The organism is Nioella nitratireducens, from assembly GCF_001879715.1.
In the GTDB taxonomy this organism is placed as follows: domain Bacteria; phylum Pseudomonadota; class Alphaproteobacteria; order Rhodobacterales; family Rhodobacteraceae; genus Nioella; species Nioella nitratireducens.
On record NZ_MNBW01000006.1, the window covers coordinates 1 to 20,610 of the forward strand.

General features: G+C 65.3%; 14 protein-coding genes. 5 read left to right on the forward strand and 9 right to left on the reverse strand.

Annotated features, from left to right (window positions below):
* Nucleotides 1-375: 375 nt before the first annotated feature.
* A complete protein-coding gene (locus tag BKY27_RS06845; protein ID WP_071673721.1) occupies nt 376-2,052 on the forward strand; it encodes a Y-family DNA polymerase in 1,677 nt (558 codons plus the stop codon).
* Nucleotides 2,053-2,119: 67 nt separating this feature from the next.
* On the opposite strand, the gene BKY27_RS06850 is transcribed toward BKY27_RS06845, so the two are convergent.
* From BKY27_RS06850 to BKY27_RS06860, 3 genes are all read right to left on the reverse strand, one after another.
* Nucleotides 2,120-2,971: a universal stress protein gene (locus tag BKY27_RS06850; protein ID WP_071673722.1), complete on the reverse strand. Its 852-nt coding sequence runs from the start codon at nt 2,969-2,971 to the stop codon at nt 2,120-2,122.
* An 11-nt stretch (nt 2,972-2,982) separates the two neighbouring features.
* Complete coding sequence (locus BKY27_RS06855) at nt 2,983-4,473, reverse strand: SulP family inorganic anion transporter (protein WP_084667882.1); 1,491 nt, start codon at nt 4,471-4,473, stop codon at nt 2,983-2,985.
* A gap of 120 nt (nt 4,474-4,593) precedes the next feature.
* Complete coding sequence (locus BKY27_RS06860) at nt 4,594-5,769, reverse strand: MFS transporter (protein ID WP_146636203.1); 1,176 nt, start codon at nt 5,767-5,769, stop codon at nt 4,594-4,596.
* Between the two features lie 174 nt (nt 5,770-5,943).
* Between BKY27_RS06860 and BKY27_RS06865 the strand changes: the two genes are divergently transcribed.
* Nucleotides 5,944-6,960 (forward strand): extracellular solute-binding protein, encoded by a 1,017-nt coding sequence (locus BKY27_RS06865; protein WP_071673724.1) that lies wholly within the window; start codon nt 5,944-5,946, stop codon nt 6,958-6,960.
* A 61-nt stretch (nt 6,961-7,021) separates the two neighbouring features.
* Here BKY27_RS06865 and BKY27_RS06870 read toward each other — a convergent pair whose 3' ends face one another.
* The 5 genes from BKY27_RS06870 to BKY27_RS06890 form a co-directional block, all read right to left on the reverse strand.
* Nucleotides 7,022-8,704: an ABC transporter permease gene (locus BKY27_RS06870; protein WP_233491789.1), complete on the reverse strand. Its 1,683-nt coding sequence runs from the start codon at nt 8,702-8,704 to the stop codon at nt 7,022-7,024.
* Between the two features lie 43 nt (nt 8,705-8,747).
* Nucleotides 8,748-9,380 carry a TetR/AcrR family transcriptional regulator gene (locus BKY27_RS06875; protein WP_071673726.1) on the reverse strand — a complete coding sequence of 211 codons (633 nt, stop codon included), beginning with the start codon at nt 9,378-9,380 and terminating at the stop codon, nt 8,748-8,750.
* A gap of 102 nt (nt 9,381-9,482) precedes the next feature.
* Nucleotides 9,483-12,536 (reverse strand): efflux RND transporter permease subunit, encoded by a 3,054-nt coding sequence (locus BKY27_RS06880; RefSeq protein WP_071673727.1) that lies wholly within the window; start codon nt 12,534-12,536, stop codon nt 9,483-9,485.
* 10 nt (nt 12,537-12,546) lie between these two features.
* Complete coding sequence (locus tag BKY27_RS06885) at nt 12,547-13,590, reverse strand: efflux RND transporter periplasmic adaptor subunit (RefSeq protein WP_071673728.1); 1,044 nt, start codon at nt 13,588-13,590, stop codon at nt 12,547-12,549.
* A complete protein-coding gene (locus BKY27_RS06890) occupies nt 13,590-14,075 on the reverse strand; it encodes a MarR family winged helix-turn-helix transcriptional regulator (RefSeq protein WP_071673929.1) in 486 nt (161 codons plus the stop codon). Before BKY27_RS06890 ends, BKY27_RS06885 begins: the two co-directional genes overlap by 1 nt.
* Before the next feature lie 79 nt (nt 14,076-14,154).
* Between BKY27_RS06890 and nhaA the strand changes: the two genes are divergently transcribed.
* From nhaA to BKY27_RS06905, 3 genes are all read left to right on the forward strand, one after another.
* Nucleotides 14,155-15,966: a Na+/H+ antiporter NhaA gene (gene nhaA / locus BKY27_RS06895; RefSeq protein ID WP_084667884.1), complete on the forward strand. Its 1,812-nt coding sequence runs from the start codon at nt 14,155-14,157 to the stop codon at nt 15,964-15,966.
* 79 nt (nt 15,967-16,045) lie between these two features.
* Nucleotides 16,046-17,728: a choline dehydrogenase gene (gene betA, locus BKY27_RS06900; protein ID WP_071673729.1), complete on the forward strand. Its 1,683-nt coding sequence runs from the start codon at nt 16,046-16,048 to the stop codon at nt 17,726-17,728.
* Between the two features lie 652 nt (nt 17,729-18,380).
* The gene (locus BKY27_RS06905) at nt 18,381-19,346 is read left to right on the forward strand and encodes a KpsF/GutQ family sugar-phosphate isomerase (protein ID WP_071673931.1); all 966 of its coding nucleotides are present in this window, start codon (nt 18,381-18,383) and stop codon (nt 19,344-19,346) included.
* 3 nt (nt 19,347-19,349) lie between these two features.
* Here the strand turns inward: BKY27_RS06905 and BKY27_RS06910 are convergent, their stop codons facing one another.
* On the reverse strand, nt 19,350-20,555 hold the full coding sequence (locus BKY27_RS06910) for an ROK family transcriptional regulator (RefSeq protein ID WP_071673730.1): 1,206 nt from the start codon (nt 20,553-20,555) through the stop codon (nt 19,350-19,352).
* Between the last annotated feature and the right edge of the window lie 55 nt (nt 20,556-20,610).

The window sequence follows — 20,610 nt, forward strand, 5'->3', positions numbered from 1 at the left end:
GCGTGGCAGACCATCGGCCAAGCCGGGCTGGACTGGGACGTGCAGGGCCAGTTCGTGGATGAGTTCGTGTTTTGAGGGGCGCTGTTTTGCAGGCCGCCTCTGGCCGGAGGCTGCGCGACTTTGCCATCTGACGCGACAAGGGGCAGGCCGGTGGGCCTGCCCCAGCCCTCGGCGCACTTTTCGGATTTGCGATATCAATTGGGTGCCCCCGGCCCCGTCAGACTTGCGCCTGGAAGCCGTTTTCGAGACGCGTGCCCCTGTTTTTCCGCATCCCTCGGCCTGCCCGCCGCAATGTTCCTGCGCAGGGCATGACTCGACTCGTGCGGCCGTTCGCGCTAAATGAAAAGAACATAACAGGAACATTCATGCTGCCACATGACCGCCTTCCGTGCTCCCTCCCCGGATCCGCAGCGCCGGATCCTGTCGCTCTGGTTTTCCCGGCTTGCGGCTGAGCATGTGTTGCGGCTGGACCGGGGGATGGGGGATCGTCCGCTTGTCATCGTCGAGGAGGTCGGTGCCGCCCGTGTGCTGCGGTCGGTGTCTCAGGCGGCGGCCGAGCAGGGCGCGCGGGTGGGCCAGCCGCTGGCCGAGGCGCGCGCGCTTTGCCCCGATCTGCTGACCCGCCCCGCCGATCCCCTGCGCGAGCGGGCCTTCCTGGCCCGGCTGGCCCGGTGGGCGGGCAAGGTCTCGCCCCTTGTTGCGCCCGAGGGGGTGGCGGGGTTGCTGATCGACATCACCGGGGTGGCGCATCTCTTTGGCGGTGAAGACGGCCTCGTCGCGCAGGTCGAAGGCGATTGCGCGGGTCTGGGGCTGACGGTGCAGGTCGGGCTGGCCGACACCGCAGGGGCGGCCTGGGCGCTGGCACGGCACGCGGGGCAGGGCGGTATGGCGGCGCGCAGCGGTGATGCCATCGACCAAGAAGCGCGCGCCACCCGGTCGCGCGCGGGCAAGCGGCACTGGACCAAGGGGGGCGCGGCGCCGCCGCAGGCCACGCCCGCCGCCGCGCATCGCATTGCGGCCCCGGGCCAGACCCGGCAGGCCATCGGCGACCTGCCGGTTGCGGCCTTGCGGCTGGAGGCCGACACCCTGGCCGCCCTGAGCCGTCTTGGCCTGTCGCGCATCCGCGATCTCTTCGGCCCGCCGCGGGCCACGCTGGCCCGGCGCTTTGGGCGTGGGCTGGTGCGGCGGCTCGATCAGGCCCTCGGGCTGGAGCCGGAGCCGATCACCCCGCTCGCCCCCGACACCCGCTTCGCCGTGCGCTTCAGCCTGCCGGACCCGATCGGACTGGAAGAAGATATCCTTGCCGGGATCGACCGGATGCTGCCGGTGCTGTGTTCAAAGCTCGCGGCGAAAGGGCAGGGGGCGCGGCGTCTGCGGCTGCATCTGTCCCTCGCCGAGGGCAGGACCGAAAGCGTCGAGCTGGGGCTGGCCCGCGCGACCGCCGATCCGCATCGCATTCGCCCGCTGCTGGCGATGAAGCTCAAGGATGTGGACCCGGGCTTCGGCATCGACATCCTGCGATTGGAGGCCCATGTGACCGAGGCGGTCCATGCCCGCCAGGTCAAGGGCGGCATGGACGCCGCCACAGAGGCAAGCATGCGGCAGGGGCGCGACACGGCCCTCGAAGACCTGATGGCCCGGATCGGCACCCGCGTGGGGCTGGAGGCGATCACGAGACAGCACCCCGCCGACAGCCACATCCCGGAAAAGACCGCGCATCGCGTCGCCGCCGCGTGGTCAGGTCCGGCCCCCGATTGGCCCGGCCAACCGCGCCCGCGCCCGTTGACGCTGTTTCGCCCCGAACCGGTGCAGGCCCGTGATGGCGCGGACCTGCCCGACCGCTTCCGCTGGCGTGGACGAAACTTCACCACGCAAAGCGGCCTTGGCCCCGAGCGTATCGCGCCGGAATGGTGGCTGGACGACCCCGAGTGGCGTAGCGGCGTGCGCGATTACTGGCGCGTCGAAACGGCGGGTGGCGAGCGGTTATGGCTGTTCTACGCCCATGGCGGCAGCCTCTCGGGCGGCTGGTTCTGCCATGGCGATTTCGGGTGACGCTCCCCCGTCTTCTTCGCAAAAATACCCCGAGCGGGTCGTCGTCAGGCGGCGAAACCCGACGAGATCAGCGAAACAGCAGGACCGGCACCTTGCAGGCGCGGATCATCTCGGTCGTGGTGGACCCGATGAAGAGGTTGCGAATGCGGCTGTGGCCATAGGCGCCCATGATCAGCAGATCGAAATCATGCGCCTCGGCCCGATCCGCGATCACCTGCTCCGGCTGGCCCGGCGCGATCTCGGCGGTCACGTCATAGCCCGCGCCCTTCAGCAGCGCGGCGGCACCCTCGATGGCGCGTTTGGCCTCGGTCGTCTCGGACCCAACCGTCAAAAGGTGGATGTCGAGCCCCGCGAACAGGTCCGACCGGGCGATGTGATCCACCGCTTTCAGGGCCGAACTGCCGCCGTCAAAGGCCACCAGCAGCTTTTTCACCGGTTGAAAGGCGCGCGAGGCGACCAGAACCGGCTTGATCGAAGAGCGCACCGCGCGTTCGAGGTTGCTGCCCAGATGCATCGAGGCGAAATCCGCCCCCTCGCCACGTTTGCCGACGATGACCAGATCGGCCCCCTCCTCGGCGTCGCGCAGGGTTTCGACCAGATCTCCAAGGCGCAGCCGCCCGGTGACCTCAACCCCCTCGGCGCTGATCCGTTCCGAGGCGTCCTCGATGATCGCCTGCCCGCGCTTGCGCGCCAGCTTGGCCTTTTGCGCGTCCAGATCGGCCAGTTCGTTCAGCAGCGCCGTGCGCGCGCCCAGCCCGATATTGCCGCTCAGGTTGCGGGGGTCGGCGCTTTCGTCGCGGCGGCCCAGAACGTGAATCACCTCGACCGACCAGCCCTTGCCCTTGGCCACCCAGGCGGCGTGATCGCAGACGCTTTGCGAGTAGATGGAGCCATCCACCAATGCGATGATCTTGCCCATTGCTGCTCTCCTCAGTGGCTCATCAGGCGATCCATCGCGCCCGGTTTGTCATGTTCGGCCAGACGGTCGACGATCGTGCTGGAAGCTTCGTTCATGCCCTGCAACTCGACTTCTGCCCCTTCACGGCGGAATTTGAGCACGGCCATGTCCAGCGCGGCAACCGACGAAATGTCCCAGATATGGGCGCGGGTCACGTCGATCACGACCTTGTCCAGCACCTCGCCAAAGTCGAAGGCGGCGGCGAATTGCTCGGCCGAGGCAAAGAACAACTGGCCGTGAACGTGATAGGTCCGGGTCTTGCCGTCCTCGGACAGGTCGGAGGTGACGGCGAAAAGCTGTGCGATCTTGCCGGCAAAGAAGATGCCCGACAGCAGCACGCCGGTCAGCACGCCAATCGCAAGGTTGTGGGTGTAGATCGTCACCACCACGGTCGCCAGCATCACGATGGACGAACTGCGCGGATGGGTGCGCAGATCCTTGATCGACGACCAACTGAACGTGCCGATCGAGACCATGATCATGATCGCCACCAGCGCGGCCATCGGGATGACCGAGACGATGAAATCAAACGGCACCACAAGCAGCAGCAGCACCACCCCGGCCACGAAGCAGGACAGCCGCCCGCGCCCGCCGGATTTCACGTTGATCATGGATTGGCCGATCATCGCGCAGCCCGCCATGCCGCCGATGAACCCGGTGCAGAAATTGGCCACGCCCTGGCCGATGCATTCCTGGTTCTTGTCGCTGCCCGTGTCGGTCAGGTCATCGACGATCTGTGCCGTCATCAGCGATTCCAGCAGGCCCACGGCAGCAACTGCCGCCGAATAGGGCAGGATGATCATCAGCGTTTCCATGTTCAGCGGAATGTCCGGCAGCAGGAAAACCGGCAGCGTGTCGGGCAGGTCGCCCATATCGCCTACGGTGCGCAGGTCCATCCCGAAGGTCAGCGCCACGGCGGTCAGCGCGACGATGCAGACCAGCGGTGAGGGGATCGCCGTGGTGACATAGGGAAAGAGGTAAATGATGGCGAGACCGGCAGCGACCATCACATAGGTCAGCCACGGCACGCCGATCAGCTCCGGCAGTTGCGCCATGAAGATCAGGATCGCCAGCGCATTGACAAAGCCCGTCATCACCGAGCGTGAGACAAAACGCATGACGCTGCCCAGTTTCAGAAGGCCAGCCGCCACCTGCAACGCGCCCGCAAGGATCGTCGCGGCCAGCAGATATTGCAGCCCGTGGTCGCGCACCAGCGTCACCATCAGCACCGCCGTCGCGGCGGTGGCGGCGGAAATCATGCCGGGACGTCCGCCGACGATGGCGGTGATCACGGCGATGGAGAAAGAGGCATAAAGCCCGATCTTGGGGTCGACGCCCGCGATGATGGAAAAGGCGATGGCCTCGGGGATCAGGGCCAGCGCCACGACAAGGCCGGAAAGCAGGTCGGCACGGATGTTGCCAAGCCATTCGGCCCGCATCCGGGGAAGGAAGTCCGGGGACATGGGAATAGGTCTCCGTCAGGGATTGTTCGCGTTCGGGTCGCCTTACCTGCCCGCGCGCTTCGCGGCCACCCTTTTTCCGCTGCAATGCGGCGGAAACCGGTTATGCGGCAACAGCGGGGGTCATCCCAGGCGGTCCCTGCTGAACAGGTAGACGACGCAGCCCGCAAGGATCAGGACACCGAACAGGCCAAAAAGCTGCCCATAGGCCATTGCAGGCGGGGCGGTCTCGGACAGGCGGGAAAAGACCGGGCCGCTGGAAAACTGCATCAGGCCCGCGCCGCCGATCCCGAACAGGTTGAGCAGCGTCACGCCCCGGCCCACCAGATGTGGCGGGCAAAAGCTGCGACCATGGGCGATGATGACGGGAAAGGTCGCTCCGAAAAACCCGATCGCAGCCATTGCCGCTATGGAAAAGGCGGCGCTTTGGTTCGGCAGGGCCCAGAGGGTCAGGCAGGCGACGGCGGCGATCAGGTTGCCGGTCAAGATCACCCATTTTCGGGTGCCGAACACCCGGTCGAGCGGTCCGTAACAGAAATTGCCCGCGATCATCGCCAGCCCCATGATCAGCGAGGCTGTGCCGATCTGCCCGATCCCTGCGCCGAAGATATCGCCCAGATAGGGTGCGATCCACAGGCCCCGGATGCCCGCCGCCGGGGCGTAGTTCACGAACATGATGGCGCAGATCGCCCACATCTCGCGGATCTTCAGCAGGTCCAGCACCGACCCTTTGTGCCCGCCTTCGGGCGTCTTGGGGTTATGGACGGTCAGGGCCAGCACCGCCGCCACGGCCAGCGTGACAGCGGCCAGGCCCCACATGGTTTCGCGCCAGCCAAGGGTTTCCACCGCCCAGGCCAGCGGCAGCGCGGCGCCGATATTGCCAAGCGACCCGGTGCCCAGAATGATGCCCGCGCCGGTGGCGAACACGGCGGGGGAAAAATCGCGCGCAAGGATGTAGTAGCTGGCCATCAGAACGGGCGAACAGCCGATCCCGATCAGGACCATCGCCGCCGACACCGCGCCCGGCCCCTGCGCCATCGCCATGACCGCCGCGCCGCCCGCGCCGCCAAGGGCCAGCAGAACACACGACGTCAGGCGCGGCCCGATCCGATCGAGCGCCCACCCTACCGGAATCTGCATCGCCGCGAAGACGGCGAACCACAGCCCCGACGCCATGGCGAGGTCTTCGGGCGTCGCGCCGATATCGGCGTCCAGCACCGGCGATAAAACCGCCAGAAAGGCGCGGTAAAACTGGCTGAGCACATAGGCCAGCACCAGAAAGATCATGCCGGGGGTCACGCTTTCCTCCCTCGCTGAAAGCCGCGCCACCCTGCATCGCGGGGCAGGGGCCGTCCAGCGCCAAATTAATCCGAGTGTTTTACTTGGGAATGCTTGACTCGCATGGCCAGCATGATATCCGGTGCGGGATTTCCCGAGCTTTGTGCCAGGGAAGAAGGAAAAGGACTGAACCGAATGACCCGCGCACTTTCCGCTCTTTTGGCGACAAGCCTTCTTGCTGGCACCGCCGCCATGGCCACGGCGCAAGAGCTGAACATCTACTCCTCGCGCCACTACGACACTGACGAGCGGCTCTATTCCGAGTTTGAAGAACAGACCGGCATCACCATCAACCGCATCGAAGGCAATGCCGACGAGTTGATGGCCCGGATGCAGGCCGAGGGCCGCAATTCGCCCGCCGATATCTTCCTGACCGTCGATGTGTCGCGCCTGAACCGTGCGGTCGAGGCCGGGGTGCTGCAACCGGTCGACAGTGCCATTCTGGAAGCGCGCATCCCGCAGCATCTGCAAGAGGCCGAGAACCGCTGGTTCGGCTTTTCGCAGCGCTCGCGGATCATCTTCTACAATACCGAACTGGTCGATACCCCGCCCATGACCTATGCCGATCTGGCCGATCCCGCCTATGAAGGCATGGTGTGTATCCGGTCCTCGACCAACACCTACAACCAGACCCTGCTGGCCTCGATCATCGCCCATGAAGGCGAAGCGGAGGCGCGGGACTGGGCCGCTGGCGTCGTGCGCAACTTCGCCCGCTCACCGCAGGGCGGCGATACCGACCAGCTTGCCGGTCTGGCCTCGGGCGAATGCGGCGTGGCGGTGTCCAACACCTATTATTTCGTGCGCGCCTTGCGCGAAGAGGTGGACGGTGTGACCGAACATCTCGACGTGATCGGCCATGTCTTCCCCGATCAGGACGGCAACGGCGCGCATATGAACGTGTCGGGCGCAGGCATGGCCGCTTATGCGCCGCATCCGGATGCGGCCGTGGCCTTCCTTGAATACCTTGCCTCGGATAGCGCGCAGGTCTACTTCTCGTCCGGAAACAACGAATACCCGGCGGTCGAAGGCGTGCCGATGGTCGAGGAACTGGCAGGTCTGGGCGATTTTGTCGCCGATGACATCGACCTGACTGACGTGGCCAACAACCTCGCCACCGCGCAGCGCATATTCAACCAGGTCGGCTGGCCGTAAACCGGTCGAACACCGCGATCGGGGCGTCCTTTCGGGGGCGCCCTTTTTGTTTGGCTGGGGGTTACTCCGCAGGATCGAGATCGGGCACGAAATCGCGCTCGGTCCGGTCCTCGCGCCCAAGACCCCAGCACAGCACGATCACCGGCAGCAGGCCGACAGCGGCAATGACAAGGCTCGGCACCGCAGCCTCGGACAGCCGTTCGTCGGCGGCCAGCCGATGCGCTTGCACCGCCAGCGTGTCGAAGTTGAAGGGCCGCATGATCAGCGTCGCGGGCAATTCCTTCATCACGTCGACGAAGACGATCAGCAATGCCGTCAGCAGGCTGGGCCGCAGGATCGGCAGATGCACCCCGCGCAGCATGGTCGAGGGCGTCCGCCCCAAGGTCCGCGCCACCGCGTCGATATTGGGATTGATGGTGGACAGGCCCGCGTCATAGGCCGACAGCGCGGCGGCCATGAAGCGCACCATGTAGGCCATCACCAACAGCCAGATCGAGCCGGTAATCAGCAGGCCGGTCGATATGTCGAACGTGTCCCGCATCCACGCATCCAGCGCGTTGTCGAAGGCGGCAAAGGGCACGATCAGCCCCACGGCGATCACGCCGCCGGGGACGGCATAGCCAAGACCGGCAATCCCGATGGCTGTCTTGTTGGCCCGGTTCGGGTGCAGCCGCGCGTTGAAGCCGAGGAAGATCGCCGCCGTCACGGTAAAGACCGCCGCCACCGCGGCAAGGGTCAGCGAGTTTTGCAGGAAGCCGACATAACGCTCGGTCAGGATGATGGGAAAGCTGTCATGCCCCATCCAGATCAGCAGGCCAGCGGGCAACAGGAACCCCAGCACCACCGGCAGCGTGCAGAACAGCGCCGCCAGAAGGGCGCGGGCACCGTGCAACTGCGCCGGGTCCAGCACTTCGAACCGCCGCCCCGCCGCGTGGTGGCGCTGGCCCATGCGCTGCCGCCGCTCCAGCCCCGCCAGCACCAGCGCGGCGATCAGCAGGCACAGCGCCAATTGCGCCGCCGCGCCCCGGTCGGCAAAGGAAAACCAGCTTTGGTAGATACCGGTGGCAAAGGTCTGCACGTTGAAATAGCTGACGGTGCCGAAATCGGCGATGGTTTCCATGATGGCCAGCAGGACACCCCCTGCGATGGCCGGTCGGGCGATTGGCAGGCTCACCCGGAAGAACGCGGCCCATGGCCCCCGGCCAAGGGTCCGCGCGGCCAGATAGGCGGTGGCGCTTTGCTGAAGAAAGGCGGCCCGCGCCAGCAGGTAAACGTAAGGATACAGCACCAGCACCAGCATCATGGCCGCGCCGGGCAGGGACCGGATTTCGGGGAACCAGTAATCGCGTGGCCCCCAGCCGATCAACTCGCGCAAGCTCGTCTGCACCCAGCCGGGGAAGTCGAGAAAATCGGTATAGGCATAAGCCAGCACATAGGCCGGGAAGGCCAGCGGCAGCGCCAGCGCGATTTCCAGCAGGCGGCGGCCGGGAAAGCGGGTCATCGTCACCAGCCACGCGGTGCCGGTGCCGATCACGCCGGTGCCGACAGCCACGATCAGAACGAGGCTCAGCGTGGCGCGGGTATAGCGCGGCAGAACGGTCTGGGCGAGGCTGCCCACCGTTTCCCAGCCCCCGGTCAGGGCGGCCAGCGCCACGGCGGCAATCGGCAACAGGCACAGGCTGGCGGCGATCCAGGCCAGCACGGCCATCCAGTTTCCGGGCAATGAAAGACGGCGACGGGTCATGGTCCGCATCTAGGGCAATCCTGCCCCGGTCCACAAGCGCCGGTCAGGCGTCATGCCCGTGGCGGGCGTAGAATTCCGCGATTTCCGCCTTGCTCGGGGCCTGACCGGTAAACGCCTCGACATAAAGCGGCATCCGGTCCAGCCGCTCGGTGATCGATTCCCCCAGTTGCATGGTGTAATAGCCCACCTGCGTGAAGATCATGGTATGCGCCCGGATCATCGCCAGACGGCCATCCTGCCCGTGCCGGTCGAACATGTCGCGCATCGCCGCCAGACGGGTGGCATCGGCGGCATTGACCCGCGCCCGTAGACCGGCGTCGGTCAACGCCCAGTTGCGGATCGCCAGATCGAGCCGCGAGTCGAACAGGTCTTCGTCGATCCAGCAGTCGAACAGGTTGAAGATCGCGGCGCAGATCGACCCCGCCGGGGCCGTGCAGCGGGCCACCAGATTGCCGGTGTTCTTGGCCTCCCAGCGGTCGATGATGGCCGCCAGCAGCGCCTCACGATCCGTGAAATGCCAATAGAAGCTGGTGCGCGACAGGCCAAGCGCCTTGGCCAGCGGCATGACCTTGACCGCCTCGACCCCGCCGTCGATCAACACCTCGTAGGCGGCGTCGATCCACAGGTCGGCCGATCCGCGCCAGCCATGGGTCTTGTCGGGTTTCTGGATTGTCATTTGCGGCAGGTAGCACACCGGTGCCACGCCCCGCAATTGACACCGTCGCGCGCTGGATCGACAGGCGGGGCCAAGCCAATGGCTGGCCCCGCCCAACGGGGATCAGGCAGGCGTCGCCTCGGCCCGCAGGCGGCGCTTCTCCTCTCGGGAAAAGAAGATGTCGTAGAACACCGGGGCCGCCACCAGCGTCAGGACCGACGCAAAGGCCAGCCCACCCATGATGGTGACCGACATCGACACGAAGAACGCATCCGACAACAGCGGTGCCATGCCAAGGATGGTTGTCGCGGCCGCCAGCACGACGGGCCGAATACGAGAGGTGCTGGCGCGCACGATCGCCTCGCGCAGCGCCACACCCTCGGCCCGCACAAGGTCGATCTCTTCCACCAGCACGATGCCGTTCTTGATCAGCATCCCCGACAGGCTGAGCAGCCCCAGAAGCGCGGTGAACGAGAACGGCAACCCGGTGCCAAGCAGCCCCAGCGTGACCCCGTTCACCGCCATCGGCACCAACAACCAGATGATCAGCGGTTGGCGCAGCGCGTTGAACAGCAGGACCGAGATCAAGACCATGATCAGCAGCGTCACGGGCAATTGCTGGCCAAGGCTGGCATTGGCTTCGTTCGAGCTTTCGAATTCACCGCCCCATTCCATCGAATAGCCAAGCGGCAGCTCTATCGCCTCGACCGCATCGCGGATTTCGCCATGCACCTGTGCCGCCGTCACATCCGGCGGGATCGAGGCCCCGACCGTGATCGTCGGCACCCGGTTGCGCCGGTGGACAAGCGTGTTCTGAACCTCGTAGCTCAGGCCGTCCACCACCTGCTCCATCGGGATCGGGCTGCCATCGACGGGCGAATACACGACCTGGTCGAGGATGGTCAGCCCCTCGTCACGGGGCACCCGCACGATGATCGGGATCAGCCGCTCGCCTTCGCGGTAGGTGCCCGCCGTGATCCCCGTGGTCGCCAATCTCATCGAGGTGGCGATGTCATCCCGCGTGATGCCCGCCGCCTGCGCGCGGTCGGTGGCGTAAAGCGGGCGGATCACCAGTTCCTGCTCGCGCCAGTTGGTGCGCGGGGCCAGTATGTTGGGCGACGCCGCCTGCATCACGCGCTCGGCCTCATCCGCCAGATCGCGCAACACCGCCGGGTCGCTGCCCGAAAAGCGCACTGCAATCGGGTTGCCGCCGCCGGGGCCGAAGACCAGCCGCGCGGTGCGGAACTCGCCCTCGGGATGGGCCGCTTCGCCGAAGGCATCCAGATCGGCCTGCAATTGCGGTATCTGGTCCAGCCGTTCGGTGCGGATGATCAGGTGGCCATAGCTGGGGTTCGGGGATTCCGCCGCATAGGTCAGCATGAACCGCGTCGCGCCCTGACCGACAAAGGTCGAGACCGACACCACCTCGTCGCGGCCTTCCAGCCACGCCTCGAAATCGGCCATATGTTCGGACGTGGTTTCGATCGGCGTGCCCTGTGGCAGCTTGTAGTGAACGAAAAAGATCGGCGTGTTCGAGTCGGGGAAGAATTGCTGTTTGACCTGCCCGAAGCCCCAATAGCAGGCCACCGTCACCGCCAGCAGCGCCACGACCACCAACCAGCGGAACCGCAAGGCCCCGCGCAGCACCGCGCCATAGGCCCGGAAGATAGGCCCCGAATAGGCGTCGGCCCCACCCGCCGCGACTCGCTTGAAGAAATAGTGCCCTAGCAGCGGCGTCACGGTCAGCGCCAGAATCCATGACAGCATCAGCGAAATGCCGATCACGGCAAACAGTGAAAACAGGAATTCCCCGGTCGCGTCGGGGCTCAGCCCGATCCCCGCGAAGGCCATGATCCCGATCACGGTTGCACCCAAAAGCGGAATCTGCGTCTTGCCCGCCGCTTCATCCGCGCCCTCGCGCGAGGATTTGCCATGCAGCATGGATATCTGCATGCCTTCCGCCACCACGATGGCGTTATCGACCAGCATCCCCATGGCGATGATCAGCGCGCCCAGCGAAATGCGCTCCATCTCGATCGAGAATATCCCCATGAAAAAGAGCGTGCCCACCACCGTCAGCAGCAGGGTCGTGCCCACCACGATGGCCGCGCGCCAGCCCATGAAGATCGCCAGAACCGCGACCACGATGGCCACCGACATGGCGAGGTTGACAAGAAACGCACTCGATGCCTCGTCCACCACCACGTGTTGCTGGTAGATCGGGTGCAGGTCCACCCCGTAGGGCAGTTCCGGCTGCAACTCGGCCAGCCGCGCATCGACCCGGTTGCCGACGTCAACGATGTTTTCCGCCGACAGCCCCGCCACGCCCAGCGTGAAGGCTTCGTGACCGTTGAACCGGATGATCTGCGAGGGGTGGTCCTGCCGCCCCCGGCTGACCTGTGCGAAATCGGCAAGGTTCAGCACATCGCCGCCGACCCCCACCGTCAGACCTGCGATTTCCGACACGCTCTCAGACCCTTCCGGGGTCTGGATCACGGTTCGCGTATTTTCCGAATCGAGCGATCCCGCGGGTGCGACCGAGTTGGCATTGGCCAGCGCCTGAAGGATCAATTGCGGCGAAATGTTCTGGTGCACGGTCAGCGCAAGGTTCGGCTCGACAAAGATCGCCTCGTCGGGCAGGCCCTGCACGTCCACATCCGCGACGCCATCGACGGCCAGAATTTCCCGTCGCAGGAACCGCGCCAGTTCATGGCGTTCCGCGTCGGAATAACCCTCGGCCGTGACCGCGAAGAAAATGCCGAACACGTCGCCGAACCCGTCATTGACCTGCGGCGTTCCCACCCCGTCGGGCAGGTTTCGGGCCGCATCGGTCACCCGTTGGCGCAGGTCGGTCCAGATCGCGGGCAGTTCGTTGCCGTCATAGGTGGACATGATCTCGACCTCGATCCGCGACAGGCCGGGTCGGTTGACCGAGGTGATGCGATCCACCTCGCCCATCCGTTGAATGGCGGATTCGAGCGGTTCGGTCACTTCGCTGCTGACCTGCTCGGCCGAGGCGCCGGGATACTGGGTGACGATGACGGCGGTCTTGATGGTAAAGGCCGGGTCTTCCAGCCGCCCCAGCGTGGCAAAGCCCCAGATGCCGCCGAAGAGGCTGATAAGAATGACGATCCATGTCAGGATCGGTTTGTCGATCGAGGCGCGCGCGATGTTCATGACCTGCCCCTCAGTTCGCGAAACCGGTAAAGCGCCGCACGGTCATGCCGTCCTCCAGCGCGTTCACCCCGGTCATCACGATCTCGTCGCCATCAGCCAGCCCCGACAGCACGTCAAAGCCCCCCGTGCGCGATGGCTCGATCTCGACGGCAACCTCGTCAATGGTGCCCATACCGTCCGCATCCTCGACGAACCGCATGACACTGACCGAACCGTCATTGCCGGTGGCGATGGCCGATGCGGGAATGGTCAGACTGGCGTGATCGGGGGCCAGCCGGGCAAACACCGTGACCGAGGCTCCGGGCAGGATCGAGCGGTTCTCGGGCCGGGGCATGGCCAGCGTCAACTGAAAGGTCTGCCCCACGGCAGACGCCTCGGCGGTGAACTCGCGGATCATCAGCGGATAAGTCTGGTCGCTATAGGGGAACTGCGCCCAAAGCGCGACATCCGGGTTTTCACCCGCTTGCTCGAACAGCACCTCGGGCACGTCGATTTCGATCCGCAACTCTGACATGTCATGCAGGCGCACGACCGGGCTGCCGGCGCTGATCGTCGTGAAATTGGCCACGTTGCGCGCCGCGACCAGCCCGTCGAAAGGGGCGGTCAGCGTGGTGTGGTCCAGCGCGAACTGGGCGTTGCGCACGGCGATCTCGGCAAGGCTGACCTGCGTTTCGGCGTCGTCCACGCTGACCTGCGACACGGTGTTTTCCGACAACGCGTTCAGGCGGTCCAGCGTGCGCTGGGCCTGGTCCAGTTGCACCCGCGCCTGATCGAGGCTGATTTCAAACGATTCCGTGTCGAGCTGCGCGATCAGCCCGCCATTTGCGATCTCTTGCCCCTCCAGAACCGGAAAGGCGATGATCCGGCCACTGACCTGAAAGGCAAGGTCCACTGTCTGCCGCGCGACGATCTGGCCAAAGAACTGCCGGGTGATGCCAAGGCTGTCGGCATCCACGGTCATCAGCTTGACGGGCCGGATCACCGGGTCGGCGTCCTGGGCGGCAACGGGAAGGGCAAGCAGCGCCAGAACGGCGCCAAGGGCAAGGGCTTTCATCAAATCTCTCCAGAGCAGGCGCTTTTGAGGTAATCGGTTTCGGCGACCTCGGCCAATAGCCGGGCCAGTTGAATGGTCTTGTCATCGGGCAGGCCGGCGGCCTCCGAAAACAGCAGGGCGGCGCGGTTGGCCATGACCTGGCGCATGGTCTGCCCGGTCTCGGTCAGATGCACTTTCCACGCGCGGCGGTCCTCGGTGTCGCGTTCGCGCCCGACAAAACCCTTTGCTTCCAGTGAATCCACAACCGCGGTGATCGCCGAGGGCACGGTCTGCAACTCTTGTGCAATGGCCCCCATGCGCATCGGTTCCGACAAAACGATGAGCAGATGCCGCTCGGTCTTGGTCATCTCCGGTTCCGCGTGGATCGTTTCCAGACGGGCCTCCAGTTTCGTGAACAGGGTAAAGGTTCCCAAAATGGCCTGCGTGCGCGGATCAAGGTCGCGAAACGGTGCCGGGGTGGTTGGATGGGGGTCTGTGTGATTCATGCGTTTGGCCTCTTGCTTCCCGGCAATATGCTTCATATTGTGAATTATTCAAGAAGAGATTTATTCAGAGGCAGAACTGATGCAACGCGGGCTGACAACCGATCTCGACCCAACGCGGGATATTCTGGTGACCGAGGGCGGCGGACGCGCGCGGCTGGTCTGGTATCTCGACTTCACCTCGATGCACACGCGCCGCATCCGTGACGTGCTGCAACGCTCGGCGGATCGCTTCGGGCCGACCAACGTGTCGATGGCGGTGCGCTTCCTGCCCACTGGCCCCGAAAGCGCCGGGGCCGAGATCGCGGCGCGCGGCGCCATCGCCGCAGCGAAACAAGGCGCGTTCTGGGACATTCACCGCGCCCTCTTCTCTCGCCCGCCGCGCTATACCGAGGCACTGGTGCGTTCGATCGCCGAGGTTCTGGACCTCGACCTGGACCAACTGAACCAAGACATGTGGTCGGAAGAAACCGACCAGCGCCTGACCGAAGATCGCCTCGCCGCGCATGGGGCAGGGGTCCGCGATACGCCTGCGCTGTTCATTGACGGGCGGCTTTACGACGGCGCGTGGGACGAAACCTCGCTGATCGAAGAGGTGCAAAAACCCATCGGCGTGCAGATTCGTATCGCCAGCCTCGACTTTTTCCACTGGGCGGCCTCGGCGGGTTTTGTCCTGATCCTCGCCACGGTGCTGGCGCTCTTGGTCGTCAATGTCGGCTGGCACGAGGGCTACGAACACCTGCGCAACCTCGCCGTTGCCCTATCCTTTGGCGAAAGCACCTTTTCCCTGCCGCTCGAAACATGGGTCAACGACGGCCTGATGGCGCTGTTCTTCCTGTTGGTGGGGATCGAGATCAAACGAGAGATCGTGAACGGCGAACTGTCCGACCCCGCCAGCGCCGCCCTGCCGATCATAGCAGCACTTGGCGGCATGGTCGCGCCCGCCTTGATCTATGCCGGCATCAACTGGGGCAGCCCCACCGTGCATGGCTGGGGCGTGCCCATGGCCACCGACATCGCCTTTACCCTCGGTATCCTCGCGCTTCTGGGCGACCGGGTGCCGACCTCGCTCAAGGTTTTCGTCTCGGCGCTCGCCATCGCCGACGACCTTGGCGCCATCGTCGTCATCGCGCTCTTCTACGGTGAAGGGTTCGACCTGCACGCCTTCCTGGTCGCGCTGGCCATTTTCACCCTCATGATGGGTCTCAACCGGGGCCGCATCTATTCCCGCGTTCCCTATCTGCTTTTGGGCGTGGCGCTGTGGTTCTTCATCCACGAAAGCGGGCTGCACGCGACCCTCGCCGGTGTCCTGACCGCCGCCGCCATTCCGTCGCGCCGCTCGGCCAATATCCGGGGCGTGGCCGCACAGGCTGCCGCGATCTTCGACGAAGAGATGCGCGACCCCGACACGCCGATGCAGCATGGCAACCTCAACCGCCTGCAAGCCGCGGTCGAGCGGCTGCGCGAACCCGGCTTCCACTTGCAAAACGCACTGGAAAACTGGTCGAACTTCCTGATCCTGCCCCTCTTTGCCTTCTTCAACACCGGCATTGCCATCCTGGGCGCCCAGTTCTCGCCGCTCCACCCCGAGGCGCTTGGCGTCATCGCCGGTCTGGTCATCGGCAAACCGCTGGGGATTTTCCTGTTCGTCTTCGTTGCCGTCAAACTGCGCCTTGCGCGCCTGTCCTCTGAAATCAGTTGGACGCAGCTTCTGGGCGCGGGCTGCCTTGCGGGGGTGGGCTTCACCATGTCGATCTTCATCGGCGCCGCCTCGTTCGGGGGTGTGCAACTGGCCTCGGTCAAGCTGGCCATCCTGATCGCGTCGTCGATGTCCGCCCTGATCGGGTCCATCGTGCTGATCGCCGCCGCCCGGCCCGCCGCGGCGTCAGGGTAAGCCACTCTGGCCCAATCGCCCTGTTTGGGTGTATCGGGAACCAGCCGCATATCCGCAGGGTCATAACGGAGCCACCGCCATGCAATCCGCCGATTTTGTCATCATAGGGTCCGGCTCCGCCGGGTCGGCCATGGCCTACCGCCTGTCGGAAGACGGGGCGCACACGGTGCTGGTGCTGGAATATGGCGGCAGCGACATGGGCCCCTTCATCCAGATGCCCGCGGCACTCAGCTACCCGATGAACATGCCGATGTATGACTGGGGCTTCCAATCCCAACCCGAACCGCATCTGGGTGGCCGTCGCCTTGCCTGTCCGCGCGGAAAGGTGATCGGCGGCTCCTCCTCGATCAACGGCATGGTCTATGTGCGTGGCCATGCAGGGGACTACGACCATTGGCAGGCCAGCGGCGCGGCGGGGTGGGGCTATGCCGACGTGCTGCCCTATTTCATGCGAATGGAGACATGGCACGACGGCGGCCATGGCGGCGATCCCGGCTGGCGCGGCACCGACGGCCCCTTGCATGTCACCCGCGGTCCCCGCACCAATCCGCTGTTTCAGGCCTTTGTTGAGGCCGGGCAGCAGGCGGGCTACGAGGGGACCGACGATTATAACGGCGAAAAGCAAGAGGGCTTCGGCCCGATGGAAATGACCGTCTGGCAGGGCACCCGCTGGTCGGCGGCCAACGCCTATCTACGCCCCGCCCTGCAACGCCCGAACTGCGACATGCTGCGGTGTTTCGTGCGCCGGGTCATCATCGAAGACGGCCGCGCCGTTGGCGTCGAGGTCGAGCGCGGCGGCCAGATCGAGACCGTTCGCGCCAACCGCGAGGTCATCGTCGCGGCCTCCTCCATCAACTCGCCCAAGATCCTGATGCTGTCGGGCATCGGCCCTGCCGCTCATCTGATCGAACATGGCATTCCCGTCATCGCCGACCGGCCCGGCGTCGGCCAGAACCTGCAAGACCATCTGGAGCTTTACATCCAGCAGGCCTGCACCCAGCCGATCACGCTCTACAAATACTGGAACCTGATATACAAGGGCGCCATCGGCACCCAGTGGATGACCACGCGCACCGGGCTTGGCGCGTCCAACCAGTTCGAAAGCGCCGCTTTCCTGCGCTCGCGCCCCGGCGTGGACTATCCCGATATCCAGTATCACTTCCTGCCCATGGCCGTGCGCTATGACGGCACAGCCGCCGCCGAGGGGCATGGCTTTCAGGCCCATGTCGGCCCGATGCGCTCGCCCTCGCGCGGCGCGGTCACGCTGGCCTCTTCCGACCCCAACGACGCTCCGAACATCCTGTTCAACTACATGTCCCACCCCCAGGATTGGGAAGACTTCCGCCATTGCATCCGCCTGACCCGCGAGATCTTCGCCCAAGCCGCCTTCGACGACTATCGCGGCCCCGAAATCCAGCCCGGCCCCGACGTGCAAAGCGATGACGAGCTGGACGATTTCATCCGGGCCGAAGTCGAAAGCGCCTACCACCCCTGTGGCACCTGCCGCATCGGCGCGGCGGACGATCCGCTGGCCGTGGTCGACCCCGAAACCCGCGTGATCGGGGTCGATGGCCTGCGCGTCGCCGACAGTTCGATCTTCCCGCGCATCACCAACGGCAACCTCAATGGCCCCTCGATCATGACCGGCGAAAAGGCCGCCGACCACATCCTTGGCAAGGGGATGCTGCCCCGCTCGAACCGGACACCCTGGATTCACCCCGACTGGCAAAGCAGCGTGAAGGCTGTGGGCCACGCGGGCTGACTCATCCCCATCCCTTCCCGGAAACGCCCGGTCTTCTTCTTGGCCAAAATACTCCCGCCGGAGGCATCCCCCCTCTGCGCCCGCGAAAACGACCGCCCCTGCGGCGCGCGACGTGGGAATCGGGTTTTGGGAAATGAAAAAGAACGGCCCTGAGCCCACCGTGGCGGATGACGCGGCGGATGACGGTTTCGCGCCCATTGCGGGGCTTGGCCGGAATGTCAGCGATGAGGGCAGCGGCCGCCCGTGGTGGGCGCGAAAGCGCCCGCCTTGGGGGCGGGCGGGCGCTGCCCGGCGTAAACGCCGGGCGGTGAAGATGATCGAATTGTCCGCCAAGGGAACGGCAGCTTGGTCCGCAGGGCGGAACTCCATGCTCTCTGCACCGATGGCGCCCTCCTGCCCCGCATCCACTCCCGCGCACGGTTCAGACACGCGCGCCCTGTGGCCATCGCGGCCCCCACTGTGAACGCGGTTTCACTCCCATGGGGACGGAACACATCCCCGTGCGGGCCCCGAGGCATCTCCTCCAAAATCGGCCAAACCGGTGTACGGGGGGTGTACAGGGGGTGTACGGGGGGTGCACGCCCGGCGACGGCTGTTTTCGCTCCGTCTTTTTCCCCTGCCGTTCCGCGCGTCCATGCGCTATGGGAGGCTCATGACCCAAGATTCCACCGATATGATCCGCCAGACCGCCGCCCATGTCCTGCGCACCGAAGGGGCCGCCGTGACCCGCATGGCCGATGCCCTGCCCGAGGATTTCGAGGCTGCGGTTGAGGCGATTTTGTCAATAAAAACAGGCCGTGTGATCCTGTCCGGCATGGGCAAATCCGGCCATATCGCGCGCAAGATCAGCGCCACGCTGGCCTCGACCGGCACCCCCTCGACTTTCGTTCATCCGGCCGAGGCGAGCCATGGCGATCTGGGGATGATCACCCCCAATGACCTGTGCATCCTGATCTCGAATTCCGGCGAAACCTCGGAGCTTGGCGACATCGTCGCCCACGTCGCCCGCTTCTCGATTCCAATGATCGGCGTCTCCAAAAATCCCAAGAGCACGCTCATGCAAGCCGCTGATTTGAAACTGGTTTTGCCGGATGAGCCCGAGGCCTGTATCATCGGAATGGCGCCCACGACGTCGACCACGCTGACGCTCGCGCTTGGCGATGCGCTGGCCGTTGCGGTGATGGAGCGGCGCGGCTTCCTGCCCGAGAATTTCCGCACCTTCCACCCGGGCGGCAAGCTTGGCGCGCAACTGGCCAAGGTCGCTCAGCTGATGCATTCCGGCGCGGCCCTGCCGCTGGTCACCGAAGAAACGCCGATGCCCGAGGTGCTGCTGGTCATGACCGAAAAGGGCTTTGGCATCGCGGGCGTGACCGATGATGGCATGCTGACCGGAGTCGTCACCGACGGCGACCTGCGGCGCAGCATGGACGGGCTGATGGACAAGACCGCCGGCGACGTCGCCACCCGCGAACCACGCGTCACCCGGCCCCATACCTTCGCCGCCGAAGCACTGGCGATGATGTCCGGCCGCATCACCGCGCTGTTCGTGCTGGATGAAGACGGCAGACCCGTCGGCCTGCTGCACCTGCACGACTGCCTGCGCGCCGGCGTCGCCTGAGCGTCAGACGGTAAAGCCCACAAGGAACCGCGCCAGCAACGGCTGGCTCGCCGCGCCGAGCGAGCGGGCGTCGGGGCCAACGGTGCCCAGTTCGACCGCAGGGCGTTCCAGACCGGTGAAATCCAGTCCGTCCATGCGGGTTCGGACCTGCGCGACAAGGTGTTCCCGCAGCGCCTGCGGCATCCAGCCATCCACCTTGATCGCCTCGAAATCTATCACGGCCATTGCCGCGTGGGCCGCGTGCGCGATGGCGTTCCCGGCCTCGGCGGCCCAAGCGTCGGTCAGGCTGCCGGGCACATCCCAGGCTTCGGGGTTTTCCCACAGGGTCATGCTGTCCAGCCCGGCCTCTTCCATCTGGTGTTCCAACCCGACAAGCGAGGCGCAGTCCATCAGCTGGCAGCGGTTGCCGTGCAGGTCCGTTACCGGCATCGGCCCGATGGCCCCGGCGTTTCCGGTCGGGCCGCTGAACAGGGTGCCGTTCAGCACGACACCGCCGCCGATGAAGAAGGCGACGAAGAAATGCAGGAAATTCAACGGCTGGTCGCCGGTGCCAAAGACCAGTTCGGCACTACAGGCCGAAGTCGCGTCGTTCTGAAGGAAGACCTGAAGGTCCAGCGCGTCGGACAGTTCCTGTTGAATGTCGCGGTGTCGCCAAGCGGCCATGGTTTGCGGCTCGACCCCGATCATGCGCGGCCAATCCCAGAGCTGGAACGGAATCGCAATGCCAAGCCCGCCGATGCGGGCGCGCTTTCCAACGGGCAACTCCTGCCGCAGCGACTCGACGGATTGGGTGGCAAAGGCCAGCACCTCTTCCACATCGGGATAGGGGTGAATGCGCTTGCGCCGGGACAGGATTGTGCCGAGGAAATCGGTCAGGATCATCTCGGTTGATCTCCGGCCGACCTTCAGGCCAAGGAAAAACGCGCCTTCCGGGTTCAGCCGCATCGGCACCGAGGGTTGCCCCACCTTGCCGCGCTGTGGCTCGCCCTTCAGCAGCAGACCTTCCTCTTCGAGGCTGCGCATGATCACCGAAACCGTCTGCGCCGACAATCCCGTCAGGCGGGCGATCTCGGCCTTGGCCAAGGCCCCGTGACGCCGGATCAGAGTCAGGACCAGCCGCTCGTTCTGCGCCCGCATCCCGGTCTGGTTGGTGCCGCGGGTTTCCTTGATGGCAGCGGTCGCCGCTGTCTTGTCCTGCGCTGTGCTCATGATGGCCTCCCTTTGGAATAATGCGTGCGGCAAGGCAAGTCGTCAATAACTAAAT